The 13879-nt window shown below is 64.2% G+C and carries 12 protein-coding genes and 2 riboswitches; of the genes, 5 read left to right on the top strand and 7 right to left on the bottom strand.

Annotated features, from left to right (window positions below; all coding sequences use genetic code 11):
* From NH14_RS28520 to cobW, 3 genes are read right to left on the bottom strand one after another with little or no spacing between them, the layout of a single operon-like run.
* Window positions 1-1077 carry a magnesium chelatase ATPase subunit I gene (locus tag NH14_RS28520; RefSeq protein ID WP_035533377.1) on the bottom strand — a complete coding sequence of 359 codons (1077 nt, stop codon included), beginning with the start codon at window positions 1075-1077 and terminating at the stop codon, window positions 1-3.
* 5 nt (window positions 1078-1082) lie between these two features.
* The gene (cobN, locus tag NH14_RS28525; protein WP_035533438.1) at window positions 1083-4886 is read right to left on the bottom strand and encodes a cobaltochelatase subunit CobN; all 3804 of its coding nucleotides are present in this window, start codon (window positions 4884-4886) and stop codon (window positions 1083-1085) included.
* Window positions 4887-4908: 22 nt separating this feature from the next.
* Window positions 4909-6018 carry a cobalamin biosynthesis protein CobW gene (gene cobW / locus NH14_RS28530; RefSeq protein WP_035533375.1) on the bottom strand — a complete coding sequence of 370 codons (1110 nt, stop codon included), beginning with the start codon at window positions 6016-6018 and terminating at the stop codon, window positions 4909-4911.
* A gap of 190 nt (window positions 6019-6208) precedes the next feature.
* Window positions 6209-6490, bottom strand: a riboswitch (cobalamin riboswitch).
* Window positions 6491-6634: 144 nt separating this feature from the next.
* Here cobW and NH14_RS28535 point away from each other — a divergent pair.
* Genes NH14_RS28535 through NH14_RS28545 form a run of 3 tightly spaced genes read left to right on the top strand, consistent with a single transcriptional unit; the run spans window position 6635 to window position 9085 of the window.
* Window positions 6635-7186 carry a cobalamin biosynthesis protein gene (locus NH14_RS28535; RefSeq protein WP_084225914.1) on the top strand — a complete coding sequence of 184 codons (552 nt, stop codon included), beginning with the start codon at window positions 6635-6637 and terminating at the stop codon, window positions 7184-7186.
* The gene (cobO, locus tag NH14_RS28540) at window positions 7173-7775 is read left to right on the top strand and encodes a cob(I)yrinic acid a,c-diamide adenosyltransferase (protein ID WP_035533373.1); all 603 of its coding nucleotides are present in this window, start codon (window positions 7173-7175) and stop codon (window positions 7773-7775) included. Before NH14_RS28535 ends, cobO begins: the two co-directional genes overlap by 14 nt.
* A 2-nt stretch (window positions 7776-7777) precedes the next feature.
* On the top strand, window positions 7778-9085 hold the full coding sequence (locus tag NH14_RS28545; RefSeq protein ID WP_035533371.1) for a cobyrinic acid a,c-diamide synthase CobB: 1308 nt from the start codon (window positions 7778-7780) through the stop codon (window positions 9083-9085).
* Window positions 9086-9155: 70 nt separating this feature from the next.
* Here NH14_RS28545 and NH14_RS28550 read toward each other — a convergent pair whose 3' ends face one another.
* Together NH14_RS28550 and cobD are read right to left on the bottom strand one after the other, a co-directional pair.
* Window positions 9156-9383, bottom strand: coding sequence for a DUF1289 domain-containing protein (locus tag NH14_RS28550; protein ID WP_084225913.1), 228 nt, complete (start codon window positions 9381-9383; stop codon window positions 9156-9158).
* Window positions 9383-10450 (bottom strand): threonine-phosphate decarboxylase CobD, encoded by a 1068-nt coding sequence (cobD, locus tag NH14_RS28555; protein ID WP_035533369.1) that lies wholly within the window; start codon window positions 10448-10450, stop codon window positions 9383-9385. The genes NH14_RS28550 and cobD overlap by 1 nt, the downstream gene beginning before the upstream one ends.
* A 172-nt stretch (window positions 10451-10622) precedes the next feature.
* Between cobD and NH14_RS28560 the strand changes: the two genes are divergently transcribed.
* Window positions 10623-12092, top strand: a complete 1470-nt coding sequence (locus NH14_RS28560) for a cobyric acid synthase (protein ID WP_035533368.1) — start codon at window positions 10623-10625, stop codon at window positions 12090-12092.
* A 19-nt stretch (window positions 12093-12111) separates the two neighbouring features.
* On the opposite strand, the gene NH14_RS28565 is transcribed toward NH14_RS28560, so the two are convergent.
* Together NH14_RS28565 and NH14_RS28570 are read right to left on the bottom strand one after the other, a co-directional pair.
* Complete coding sequence (locus NH14_RS28565) at window positions 12112-12828, bottom strand: CbtA family protein (protein WP_035533367.1); 717 nt, start codon at window positions 12826-12828, stop codon at window positions 12112-12114.
* Between the two features lie 10 nt (window positions 12829-12838).
* Window positions 12839-13048, bottom strand: coding sequence for a CbtB domain-containing protein (locus tag NH14_RS28570; protein ID WP_035533365.1), 210 nt, complete (start codon window positions 13046-13048; stop codon window positions 12839-12841).
* Window positions 13049-13086: 38 nt separating this feature from the next.
* Window positions 13087-13233, bottom strand: a riboswitch (cobalamin riboswitch).
* Window positions 13234-13267: 34 nt separating this feature from the next.
* Here NH14_RS28570 and NH14_RS28575 point away from each other — a divergent pair.
* Complete coding sequence (locus NH14_RS28575) at window positions 13268-13822, top strand: histidine phosphatase family protein (protein WP_052148485.1); 555 nt, start codon at window positions 13268-13270, stop codon at window positions 13820-13822.
* The last annotated feature ends 57 nt before the right edge of the window (window positions 13823-13879 follow it).

Raw genomic sequence — 13879 nt, forward strand, 5'->3', positions numbered from 1 at the left:
TCAGCGTTTTTTTATTGAAAGCGGGATGACGTCCTTCACGCGCGTGATGCCCGCCGGTTCGGGCGGCAGATAGCCCCAGTCCGCGTCGTCAGCGCGGCGGGGTTCCATCGCAGATGCGGCGTCCGGTCTTGCAGACTGCCCGCCTTCGCGGTCATCCTCACGCCGCACATCGGACTGGCCACCGGAATCCGCCGGACGCGCATCCGGCGACTGTTCGCGCCGCCGGTGGCACAGCACCAGTTCCGCAACGCGGTCGACGTGTGCGCCGGTCACGACGAGCGCCGCCTCCAGCGCCGCCAGCGCCCGCGCGGCGCGCAGCATCACCAGATCGGCCCGCAACCCATCGACGCGGGCTTCGATGCAGCGTGCGCTAACCGTCTCGTGCACTTCGTCGGCAAACGTCAGCCCCGACAACGCCGCGCGCGCCGCGCGAATCTGCTGCGCCAGTTGCAGCTGTGCCGTTGCATATGTTTGGCGAAACGCCTCGGGATCGAGATCGAACGCCATGCGCGTGCGGACGATCTGCTGCCGGATCTGTGCATCGAAGCAGTTTTCGAGCTGCACCATCAAGCCGAAGCGATCCAGCAACTGCGGACGCAACTCGCCTTCTTCGGGATTCATCGTCCCGATCAGCACGAACCGCGCGGCATGACTGTGCGAGACCCCATCGCGCTCGACCACGTTGATGCCGCTCGCGGCCGCATCGAGCACGACATCGACGAGCCCATCGGCCAGCAGGTTCACCTCGTCGACGTAAAGCACGCCGTTATGCGCACGCGCGAGCAGCCCCGGCGAAAACTTCAGCGCGCCGCCTCGCAGCACCAGGTCGAGGTCGAGTGTGCCAACCAGGCGGTCTTCGCTCGCCCCCAACGGCAGCGTCACGAAGTGGCCGTCCGGCAGCAGATCCGCCAGCGAGCGCGCTGCGGTCGATTTCGCCGTGCCTCGCGGCCCGCTGATCAGTACACCGCCGATCGACGGATCGACCGCTGCCAGCAGCAGTGCCTCGCGCAACGCGTCCTGCCCAATCAGTGCAGTGAGCGGAAACGGCTGCGGCATCGCCGTGGATATCGACTGCATCTGACTCACTGTAGCTTCTCCTCAATCTGCTGCTCGGCGGCCAGCAGGTGTTCTTCGATCTTTGCGCGGTAGTCGCCGGGCTCCTGCCACAGGCCGCGCCCGATTGCTTCGAGCAACCGCTCGCAAACCGAGCGCAGCGCGTGAGGATTGTGCCGCTGCATGAATGCCCGCGTGTCGTCATCGTTGACGCAGGCATCGGTCACGAGCGCGTACTGGTGATCGGAAATCACGCGAGCCGTGGCGTCGTAACCGAACAGATAATCGACTGTCGCGGCAATTTCGGCAGCACCCTTGTAGCCGTGTCGCTTGACGCCGTCGAGCCATTTTGGATTGACCACGCGCGACCGGATCACGCGAGCGATCTCTTCGCTCAAGGGCCGCACACGCGGTGCATCCGGGTTGCTGTGATCGGCGTGGTAAATCTGCGGCTGCTGTCCGGAGAAATGCCGCACGGCCGCAGCCATGCCCCCCTGGAACTGGTAATAATCGTTCGAATCGAGAACGTCGTGCTCGCGGTTATCCTGGTTCTGGAGCACCACATCGACGCTTGCGAGCCGCGTCGCGAACGCCGCCGGCGCGTGCTCGCCCGCGCTGGTCTGCGCATACGCATAGCTGCCCCACTCGCGGTACGCGCGCGCCAGATCCGCGTCGGTCTGCCAGTCGCCCTCGTCGATCATCTGTTGCAGCCCGGCGCCGTACGCCCCCGGCTTCGAGCTGAACACCCGCCAACCCGCCCGGCGGCGCGCTTCCTGCTGGTCCAGCCCGCGCGCGACCCAGGCATCCCGCTCGCGCAGCACGCGCGCGCGGACCGGATTGACATCTTCCGGTTCGTCGTCGAGTTCGGCCACCGCCTGCACCGCGGCGTCGAACATGTGCATCACGTTTGCGAAAGCATCGCGGAAGAATCCCGATACGCGCAGCATCACGTCGATACGCGGCCGGCCGAGCGCACTCGACGGCATGATCTCGAAGTCCGTCACGCGGTGGCTGCCGGGCGCCCACTTCGGGCGCACGCCGAGCAGCGCGAACGCCTGCGCGATGTCGTCGCCGCCGGTTCGCATCGTCGCCGTGCCCCACACCGACAAGCCGATCGCGCGCGGATAATCGCCGTGCTCCTGCAAATGGCGCTCGATTAGTGATCCTGCCGATTTCACGCCGAGCGCCCATGCTGCCTGCGTGGGAATCGCGCGTGTATCGACCGAATAGAAATTGCGTCCGGTAGGCAGCACGTCAGGCCGGCCACGCGACGGCGACCCGCTCGGCCCCGGTGGAACGAAGCGGCCTTCGAGGCCGCGCGTGAGGTGACGAAGCTCTTCATGGCCGCAAGCATCGAGGCGCGGCAGGACATCTGCGAATGCGCGCTCCAGCACCGCCGACGCATGCGTGAACGCGTGTTGATTCAGCGCGGGACCAGGCGTATCTCCATCCAGGTCGTCAAGCAGCTTCGCCGCCAGCAATTCGAGGCGCTCGCGCGTATCGCCGTTATGCCGCCACGGCGCATCGCTTACCTGCGCCAACAGCGCGGGACGCGGCCCGGTCCACGGCGCGGACCATTCGGCCGTCAGCGGATCGAATAGCCGGGCGATGCCCAAGTCTTTCGCAAGTGCATCGATCAGCCCGGCATTGCCGCCTTTTCCATCGCCGACCGGAAAGCGCATCAGCGCAAGCAGCGTGTCGCGTCGCTCGCGCCCGGCAGGCGAACGGCCGAACACGTGCAAGCCATCGCGAATCTGCGCTTCCTTCAATTCGCATAACCAGGCATCGACGCGCGTGAGCAACTCGTCTTCCTCGTCCTGTCCGCGCGGCTTCGAAAGACTCAGCTCTTCGTGCAGACGGTGCTTGACGATCGTATCGAGGATGGTGCCTCGCAGCAGCTTCGCACGACGCGCATCGACCATCAGCGCCTCGTAATATTCATCGACCTGCCGCTCCAGATCCTGCAACGGGCCATAGGACTCGGCGCGCGTCAGTGGCGGCATCAAATGATCGATGATGACGGCCTGCGCCCGCCGTTTCGCCTGGCTCCCCTCGCCCGGATCGTTGACGATGAACGGATAGAGGTGCGGCATCGGCCCGAGCGTCAGGTCGGGCCAGCAACTGTCGCTGAGCGCGACGCTCTTGCCCGGCAGCCATTCGAGGCTGCCGTGCTTGCCGACGTGCACGAGCGCATCGACACCGAAAATCTCGCGCAACCAGAAGTAGAACGCCAGGTAAGCATGCGGCGGAACGAGATCGGCGTCGTGGTAGCTCGCGTAGTCGCCCGCCACGCGCGAGCGCGACGGCTGGATGCCGATGAACACGCGAGCGCAGCGCCAGCCGGCGATCATGAAGCGTCCCTGGCGAACCGTCGGGTCGTTTTCCGGCGGGCCCCAGCGCGCGTTCAACGCGTCGCGTACTTCGACGGGCAGTGCCGCGAACGACCTCAGATAATCGTCGAGCGGCAGGCTCTGCAATGCCGGACGCAGATCGCGCACCTCCGGATCGTTGGTCACGCCCTGCGTGAGTCGGGTCATCAGCGCATCGCCGTCTTCGGGCAAGGCATCGACGCGATAACCCTGCTCGCGCAGCGATCTCAGGATCTCGACGACCGAGGCAGGTGTGTCGAGCCCCACGCCATTGCCGATGCGCCCCTCGCTGACCGGGTAATTGGCCAGCACGAGGGCCAGCCGCTTTTCGTCGTTGCGCAGGCTGCGCAACCGGCACCAGCGCCGGCTCAGCTCCGCAACGAACGCGACACGCTCCATGTCCGGCTGGTAGCGCACGACATCGACTTCGGTGTGGGGACAACGATACGCGAGCCCCTTGAAACTGATCGCCCGCGTAATGATGCGGCCGTCCACTTCGGGCAGCGCCACATGCATGGCGATATCGCGCGAATTGAGACCTTGATTGTCCTTGATCCAATGGTCGCGATTCCCGCCGCTCAGGATGACCTGCAAAACCGGCGCGTCCACACCGAATACGGGCAACTGCTCCGGATCGTCCGGCGTCGATGCCGCGAAGGCCGTCGTGTTGAGCACCAGCCTAACGTCATGCTCGTCGCACAGCCGCGCAACGACATCGCGGCTCACGGCGTCCTTGAGCGAGGTGATCGCAATCGGCAGCGGATTCAGCCCGCGTGCCTCCAGCGCATCGATGAGCGCATCGAATACGGCCGTGTTCGCGGCCTGCAGATGCGCGCGATAAAAGAGGATCGCCACCACAGGCGCCGTGGCCTGCCAGCGGGCCTGCCAGTCGGCGGCCGTTGGCGTATCGCGTTCGGGATGGTAGAGCACTGCATTGGGCACCGGCATCGGCAAGGCCGGTTCGTCGCCCCAGTCGAGCGCATGCCAGGCAATCGCGCGCATGAAGGCCTCGGCGTTGGCCGGTCCGCCCTCGCGCAGGTATCGCCACAGGCGTGTGCAGAACGCGGGACTGGCCGTGCTTTGCGCGATCAGGTTCGGATCTTCCTGGAGGTCGCCCGAGAACATCACGAGCATCTGTCCGCGTTTTTCCGCGAGATCGACGACCCGCTCGATGCCGTAGGGCCAGTAAGCCTCTCCGCCGAGGTGATCGACCACCACGACGCGCGCATGCTGCAGCACGTCGTCGACGTAAAAATCGACCGAAGCAGGCTGGCGCAGCCAGGTGACGTTCGCGAGCCTCAGGCTCGGAAAATCCGGCCCGAGCCGCTCGACGACGCTCGCCAGCAGCGACAGCGTCGTATCCGCCGAGCTGAGCACGACGATGTCGGCCGGACGTTGATCGATGCGGATCACGCCCGCCGTGTCGTCGACGAAGCCGCCCGGGACCGTTCGCAACAGGTGCATGCGATGCCTGCCGTGAATGCGCTCAGGCCGGCGCGGCGACGGATTGCGCGCCTGATGCGGCATCAAGCGCGGCATCCAGCGCCGCGTCGAACGCGCGCTGAAGCACCGCTTGATCCAGATCCTCGCCGATCAGGACGAAGCGGCTCGTACGCGCTTCGTCATCGCGCCAGCGGCGATCGAAATAGCTGTCGAAGCGCGCGCCCACACCCTGGATCACGAGACGCATCGGTGCGCCCGGCAGCGCCGCGAAACCCTTCGCGCGATAGATCGTGTGGTGCTCGACCAACTGCCGCAACGCGGCGATTGCGGCGTCGCGCGATGCAGGTGCGCCCGACACGACAACCGAGTCGAAATCGTCGTGATGGTGATCGGCATCGTGCGCCGAACCGTGATGATCGTGGCGCTGATCGATCGTCTCCTCGGACGCCGAGTTCAGGCCGAGCAGCACCGGCAGATCGAGCCGGCCATTGTGGGCAGGGACGATCTTCACATGCGCGGGAACGTCTTCGCGGATCAACGCGACCACGGCCGCCTGCTGCGCGCCATCGAGGAGATCGGTCTTGTTGAGCACGACGAGATCCGCCGCGCTCAACTGGTCCTCGAACAGCTCGTGCAGCGGCGATTCATGATCGAGATTCGGATCGGCCTTGCGCTGTTCGTCCACGGCCTCGGGATCTTCGGCGAACTGCCCGCTCGCGGCTGCCGGGCCGTCCACGACCGTGACCACCGCATCGACCGTGAAGCTGCTGCGGATCGACGGCCAGTTGAACGCCTGCACGAGCGGTTTGGGCAATGCGAGCCCCGACGTCTCGATCAGCACGTGGTCGATCTGGTCGCGCCGCTCGACGAGCGCTTCCATGACCGGGAAAAACTCTTCCTGCACGGTGCAGCACAGGCATCCGTTCGCCAACTCGTACAGTTGGCCTTCGGTCTCCTCGCCGGATTCATCGCACCCGATCCCGCAACCCTTGAGAATTTCGCCGTCGATCCCGAGTTCGCCGAATTCGTTGACGATCACGGCGACGCGCAGGCCGTTCGCATTGGACAGGATGTGACGCAGCAGCGTGGTCTTGCCGCTGCCGAGAAAGCCCGTGATGACGGTCACGGGAATCTTGCGCATGGAGGTGGACATGAAAGGTCTCGATGGCGGTGGTCGCGTGCATCATCGCGCCCGTGCAGTTGCAGGCACGAGGCTTGGGGCAAGGGGCGAAGCGGAATATTCCATCCGTATTCGCGGCTCTTCGCGGTGGATGCGTGACGAAAGCGCGTGACGAAAACGCGCGACGAATGTGACGGTTCGGCAGCGCGCCGCCTACCCGCAGCGCGTGTCGTCTTCTCCGGCCGGTCTCCGGGCTGGCGAAAAGCCGCTTCACCTTCCCGCGCAACCTGTGGATGGACAGGCGTTGAGCGCAGTGGTCTTGCACATACGTGGCACGCATGTGTAGAAGTCGGCCGTGTGTCGCTCTCAAGCGACACGTTCGCTTACCGTTGCGGGGGCAGCACAGGTGGGGTCGCCGCAGCGCATCGCTGCATCGAACCGCTGTTTCCCGTTTAACTGCGCACGTCGGAACGCGTGCGCGAGCACCAGATTAGCCGGGAGTGTAGGTGCCGCGTGCGCGCCAGTCAAGAAACAGGCGAGCCTCGGGACTTGCCGCGGGCGTGTGGTATCGTGAAAAAAGAGATTTCCGGCTATTTGCCTGTCGTTCAGGGACAGGCAACGTTTCATCCCTTTTCGACACCTCCGAAATATGCATGCTCCTTCCGGCAACCCCGGTTCCCCGGCGATTCTGGTGACCGGCAAAGGGGCGTCGCCGACGCGCACCGATGCCCTGCCCGCTACAGGGCGGCGACCGGGTCTGTTGACCATCGGCCTGGGCTTCCGGCGCGATGTGACATCCGGCCAGATCGAGGCCGCCGTCCGGATGGCACTTGGGAGGCTGGAATCAGGCGACATGGCCGAAGTCATGTGCGTGGCCACACTGCAAGACAAAGCGCATGAGGCGGCCCTGCTGGCGTTCTGCGAACAGCATCGGATGCCGCTGGTCGCCGTCCCGGCGGAGCAAATCAGCACCTGTCTCGACGAAAATCCGTTGCTCGCGCGTTCGCCAGTTGCACGCGAGAAACTCGGCGTCGACGGGGTATGCGAACCTTGTGCGCTGCTCGCTGCCCCCGGCGCCCGGCTGCTACGCGGCAAGCTCGCGCTCGATGGCGTCACGGTTGCCATTGGCACGCTAACCCCAATGCACCCGATGCAGCCGGATCACACAGACAACAAACAAGGACATCATGAAGACCGATAGCGAATCCCATCTGCGCATGACTCAACGCCGCCGCGAAGGGCACGAAAAGAAACAGGCTGCCGCCACGCACGAAAAAGGCCTGCTGATCGTCCATACCGGCAATGGCAAAGGCAAGAGCACGGCGGCTTTTGGCATGGCGGTGCGAATGCTGGGCCACAACGAGCGTCTCGGCGTCGTGCAGTTCATCAAGGGCGCGCTGCATACGTCCGAGCGTGATTTCCTCGGCGCACATCCGATGTGCGATTTCGTCACGATGGGTGATGGCTATACATGGAACACGCAGAACCGCGAGGCCGACATCGCCACGGCCCGCAAGGGCTGGGACCAGGCCGTCGCAATGATCCAGAGCGGCAACTACCGGATGGTGATCCTCGACGAACTCAATACCGTCCTCAAGTACGAATACCTGCCGCTCGATGAAGTGCTCGCTGTGCTGACCGCGCGTGGCCCGGAGCAGCATGTCGTAGTCACCGGCCGCCACGCGCCCGATGCGCTCATCGAGGCAGCCGATCTCGTCACGGAAATGCGCCTCGTGAAGCATCCGTATAAGGAGCAGGGCGTCAAGGCGCAGAAAGGTGTGGAGTTCTAACCATGCCGTCTTGTCCAGCGCTGCTCGTCAGCGCGCCCGCCTCCGGCCAGGGAAAGACCACGATCACGGCGGGCCTTGCACTGCTGCACCGCCAGCTCGGCCGGCGCGTGCGGGTCTTCAAGACGGGGCCTGACTTCCTCGACCCGATGATCCTGGAGCACGCAAGCGGCGCCCCAGTCCAGTCGCTCGATCTCTGGATGGCAGGCGAAGACGGCTGCCGCCGGCTGCTGGCCGAGGCCGCTGCGCAGGCGGATCTCATCCTGATCGAAGGCGTGATGGGACTCTTCGACGGCACACCCAGCAGCGCCGATCTCGCAGCCAGATTCGGCGTGCCCGTCGTCGCCGTGATTTCGGCGAAGTCGATGGCGCAGACGTTCGGCGCCGTCGCATTCGGTCTTGCGCATTACCGTTCGGATGTGGCGATACACGGCGTGCTGGCCAATCATGTCAGTTCGGCGCGTCACGCGCAGATGATCCAGGCGGGCATGCCCGACGGGCTGCGCTGGCTGGGGCATCTCGCCCCATCCGCGCAGATGGCGCTGCCGGAACGGCATCTGGGGCTTCATCAGGCTGGTGAAATCGATCAGCTCGAATCGCGTATTGCCTTCACGGCCCAGGCACTCGCCGATACGGCGCTGGCCGAATTGCCCGCGGCCGTTTCGTTCGATGCAGCGCCGCACGATAGTCACCACGCGCAGCCACGGCTGCTCGAAGGAAAGCGGATCGCCATCGCTCGGGACGCAGCCTTCTCGTTCATCTATCCAGCGAACGTGAGTCTGCTGGAAAGCCTGGGGGCGCGCGTCGCGTTTTTCTCGCCGCTGGCAAACGAACCCGTCCCAAGTCATGCCGATGCGCTGTATCTGCCCGGCGGCTACCCCGAGCTTCATGCCGCTACGCTGGCGGGCAATGTAATAACCGCCGCCAGCATCCGCGGCCATGCAACGGCCGGCAAGCCTGTGGTTGCCGAATGCGGCGGCATGCTGTATCTGCTCGACGAGCTGACCGATACCGAAGATCGCTCGACACCGATGCTCGGGCTATTGCCGGGACGGGCGGCGATACAGAAACGGCTGGTCTCGCTCGGTATGCAGGCGCTCGAAACGAAGTTTGGAGTGCTAACAGGCCACACGTTCCACTATTCCAGCATGACGACTCCCCTGCAACCCGAAAGCCACGCCACCCGCGCGCAGACCGGCGCGCCCGGCGAGCCGGTATTCCGCTCGGGCGCGATCGTCGCAAGCTACATGCATGGATACTGGCCGTCCAACCCTGCCCTCGCGGCGGCGCTTTTTTGCGGCAAGCCCTTTTAACGAAACCGCACGGACGGCGGTCTGCCGTGCCCGGTGGCCTGCGCGATCCAGAATACGTTGCGCGCCGGGGTCAGCCAGCCCTCGTTGCGAGCTCGTCGAGCAGCGCGAGCCTGTCCGGATCGTCCATCGTTTTCCATGCCCGTATTTCGGCTCTGTTGCGCAGACAGCCTTCGCAATAACCGCTCTGCGGGTTCAACCGGCAAACATCGATGCACGGGGAACCGACCGGACGCTGCGTTTTCGCTTGTTCGATCTTTTGCTCGAGACTCAGGCGCGGCGGTTGTTCGACGTTTTCCATCACACCCCACCCGCATTCACTTCGCGGCTTACCGCGCGCAGCGCAGCATCGAGCCGCGCCCATCCCGATTCGTCCGCGGGCAGGCCGAAGCGCAGCCCCCGGACGACGTCGAACCTCCGTGTCCACACGGCATGACGGGCCAATCCATCCTGCCACTGTGGCGCACGCTCATCGCGCACCCACGCGAAGAGCGGTGTGTGCCGCACCACCGGGAAAAATTCCCCGAGCAAATCCGCAAGCCGCTCTCCCGCAGCCGCGAGACTGGCCCGCGTTTGCGTCTGCCAGTCCGTATCCAGCATCGCGGCGCGCGTCACGATGCGCGCAGGCCCGCTTACGCTCCACGGACCACGCAGGCTACGCATAGCCCGAATGACGTCCTTATCCGCCAGCACGAAACCCACTCGCGCACCAGCCAGCCCGAAAAACTTGCCAATCGAGCGCAGCACGATCAGCCCGCCACGATCAGCGAACTTCGCCACGCTGAGTTCCGGCATCGCCTCGACAAAAGCCTCGTCGACCACCAGCGTACCGTCACGCACCGCGAGTTCCTCATGCCAGCCCATGATGACGTCCGGCGTGAACCGCTCGGCTCCCGGGTTGTTCGGATTGACGAGAACCAGATGCTTCAGATCCGCTGGCAGCGGCCTCCCCGGTTCCAGTACAAAAGACGCTGCGCCGCCGAGGTCGGCAATGTCCCGCGTGACGAAACGATCGACGGGAAACCCCGCGCGCTCGCAGGCAGGCGCGTATTCCCCATACGTGAGCAGCCCGACGCCGATACGCCCCTTGGGAAGAACCGCCGGCAGCATCCGGATCGCTGCCTGTGTGCCTGCCACGGCGAGCGCCTCTCGCGCACCATAATGCGCGGCAGCGATGACCTCCAGATCGTCGTCGTCGTCGGGCAACCTGAGCCATGCCTGCGGATCGACGGGCGGCACCGGATAGCCGTCGGGATTGATCCCCGTCGAAAGGTCGAGCCAGTTTTCCCGGGCGATGCCATACCGGCGAGCAGCCTCGCCGAGATTGCCGCCGTGCGGCACTTGTGTTGCGTGATCGAGATTGAGCATAGGTATTCAGAAAATCGCGGAAGCGCTGGCCAGCACGCCATGGTACCAGGCCGCCCCGCCGCACGCGATGTTGAGACTGCCAACCGCGGGTGACATAATACGGCCCCGCCCCTGCGCCGTAATAGATTCGGCAATCCCGGCGCGGCGATTCCACACTGTTCACGTAAGCGACATGGCCAAAACGTTGATGATCCAGGGGACGAGCTCCGACTCCGGAAAGAGCACCCTCGTCGGGGCGCTTTGCCGGATTGCCACGCGTGAAGGCAAGCGGGTCGCCCCGTTCAAGCCGCAGAACATGTCGCTCAACAGCGCAGTGACCATCGACGGCGGAGAAATCGGCCGCGCGCAGGCCTGGCAGGCACTCGCCGCCGGCGTCGCTCCCGAAGTCGACATGAACCCGGTCCTGCTCAAGCCGAACAGCGATACCGGTTCGCAAGTCATCGTGCAAGGTCATTCGCGCGGCAATCTCGATGCGCGGGCCTATCACCACTACAAGCCCATCGCGATGCAGGCAGTGCTCGAATCGTACGATCGCCTGAAGGCGAAAAGCGATCTCGTGCTGGTCGAAGGCGCCGGCAGCCCGGCCGAGGTCAACCTGCGTCAGGGCGATATCGCCAACATGGGGTTCGCCACCGCCGTTGGCTGTCCAGTCGTGCTGGTCGCGGACATCGATCGCGGCGGCGTGTTCGCGCAGATTCTCGGCACGCTGGCCTGCCTGCCCGAAAATGAACGCGCGCTGGTGAAAGGCATCGTCATCAATAAGTTTCGAGGCGACGTGGCACTGCTGAAACCCGGTATCGACTGGGTCGCAGCACAAATGAACAAGCCCGTGTTCGGTGTGGTGCCGTTCGTCCCGGGTTTGTGGCTCGACGCCGAAGACATGCTGCCGAAACAGAGCCATAAAGATGTGGGTGCCGGCGAGGTGCTGCGCGTCGTCGTGCCGGCACTGCCGCGCATCAGCAACCACACTGACTTCGATCCACTACGTGCGCATCCGCAAGTCGATTTCCGCTTTGTTCGTGCGGGCGAGCCGCTCCCGGCGGCGGATCTCGTGATCCTGCCGGGCAGCAAGAGCGTCCAGCGCGATCTCGCCTGGTTGCGCGAACACGGTTGGGACACACATCTGCGTCGTCATCTGCGCTACGGTGGCAAGCTGATCGGGGTCTGCGGCGGGCTGCAGATGCTCGGGAAGGAATTGCACGATCCGCTCGGCATTGAAAGCCCGGTAACGCGCACGGCGGGGCTTGGGCTGCTCGACTACGTCACGACGCTCGAACCGCACAAGCAGCTCGTCAACACTGCCGGCACACTCCTCGTAGACGGATCAGCACCGGTACGCGGATACGAAATTCATATGGGTGTCACCGAAGGCCCGGCCTTGTCCCGCCCCGCGCTGCGCCTCTCCAACGGCCACGCAACGCGCGCCGACGGCGCGCTCTCCGAAGACGGCCAGATTCTGGCAACCTACCTGCACGGCCTGTTCGATTCGCCTGACGCCTGCACGGCGCTGCTTCGCTGGGCGGGGCTTGGCCATGTGGAGCGCGTCGATCATGACGCGCGCAGGCTCGCATCCATTGACCGGCTCGCCGACGCAGTGGCTGCGAGCGTCGATCTCGATGCCCTGTGGGGCTGCATGGGCTGAACGGCGCGCCACGCTCACGTTACGCGCGCGATGCGGACCGTTCGTAGCGCTCAACCAGCGCACCGAACAGCAGCCCGATCGTCGCCCACATGATGACTTGCATGCCAATTGCGGCCAACCGGAAATTCCAGAGCGCGACAGCCGGGAATTCCAGCGGCACTTCATTGATAGTCGGCATTGCCAACTGAATGGCAGCGATGATGACGATGAATGCAAGTCCGCCGACGATCGAAGCGTTCCAGCCGCCGAGATGCGCAAGCAACGCGCGACGAATCTTGAGCGAGAAAACCATTACGGCAATCGAAATCGCGATCATCAGGAAGAAGAGTCCCGTCCGGAATCCAATCGTGTCCGGATCGCCGACCGATGGCGGGTTAGCCGGATACTTTATGTTTGGAACGATGACGAGAGCGATAAACGAGGCCGCGGCAAGCCATGCCGACAACTGCCGTGCAGGCAGCCGGACTCGACCGTACACATATGCGAACGTCAGCGAAAACAGCCCGCCGATTGCCGCACCAAAGGTCACGACACCTGTTAGCAAACCGATGCCGGCTTGCGTATGGCGGCTCACCAGTTCGGGATCAGGCGCTTCGCCCTTTGCGGCGTCGAGTTTTTCCGCGAAGGAAATCGCCCGATCCATCTGGGGTTCACCCACGATCCTGGCAAAACCGAACGTGAGAAGTCCCGCGGCGATGCCTGCAAGCATGCCGCGCACAAGCAGCTTTCCGACCATGCGCCCCCCTTCAGTGACAGGGGAAACCGAGAAGGTGGCGCCCGTCGTGCACGAATTCGTGGATGTACATGCCCGGGAAGATCGACATCGCGCCTTGTTCGGCGCCGACGAAATAGATGGCCAGCAGCAACATCAGGCCACCGAAGATGACCCACGGCAGCAGTTCCTTGACAGAAATCGGAGCCGGCATGGCAACCGGCTTCAGAATGGCTTCGCTCATAATGGAACCTCTGGGGGAATCGCGCCCCAACGAATGGTTTAAAGACATGGCACGAAGAAGGGTCTGGCTTGCGGTATCTGAAAACAGCACCGAATACAGTGGCGCGGCCGCGCCGGCTTTGCACCGGCTTCCACTCTTCGCACGAGTGGATTATACGCACGATAGCCTTGCGGAAGAAACCTCGCGCCCTGCCACGCCGCCATGGAAGCGCACCCGATCATGAGCCTCGCCCTTGCCTTGATCGCCCATGCGTCTACGCGGGCCATGCGAACAGGTACTTTCCCGAACGATGATCCGCTGGATGCCAGGGGGCGATCCGAAGCGGTGAAATTTCTCGAATACTGGGACCGTCCGCCATTCGCTCGCGTGTTGAGCAGCCCCATGCGATGCGCGATCGAAACCGCCGAGACCTTGGGCCTGAGTGCGACCATCGAGCCCGCGCTTGCCGATATGGATTACGGGAGATGGCGCGGCATGCGGCTATCGGATCTGGCGGAACATGATCCCGTCTCACTGCATGCCTGGCTGAGCGATCCCGCCAGCGCGCCGCACGGCGGAGATACGCTGCATGAACTGCAAAGCAGGATGGGACGCTGGATTGATTCTCTGACCGGGGAAGGCAGTCTAATTGCGATCACCCATGCTTCGGTTATTCGAGCAGCGCTCATTCACGCACTCGGATTCGACGTAAAGGCCGCGTTCGAACTGCAGATCAACCCAATGGCGCGCTTTATGCTGGTCAAAGTTCGCAATCGTCGCTGGAAGTTGGCTTAGCTTCTCTAATTCCGCTGACACAGCTTCGCTGGACGACTTCGTGCCAGCCGCAATGGG

The organism is Paraburkholderia sacchari, from assembly GCF_000785435.2.
Taxonomy (GTDB): Bacteria; Pseudomonadota; Gammaproteobacteria; order Burkholderiales; family Burkholderiaceae; genus Paraburkholderia; species Paraburkholderia sacchari.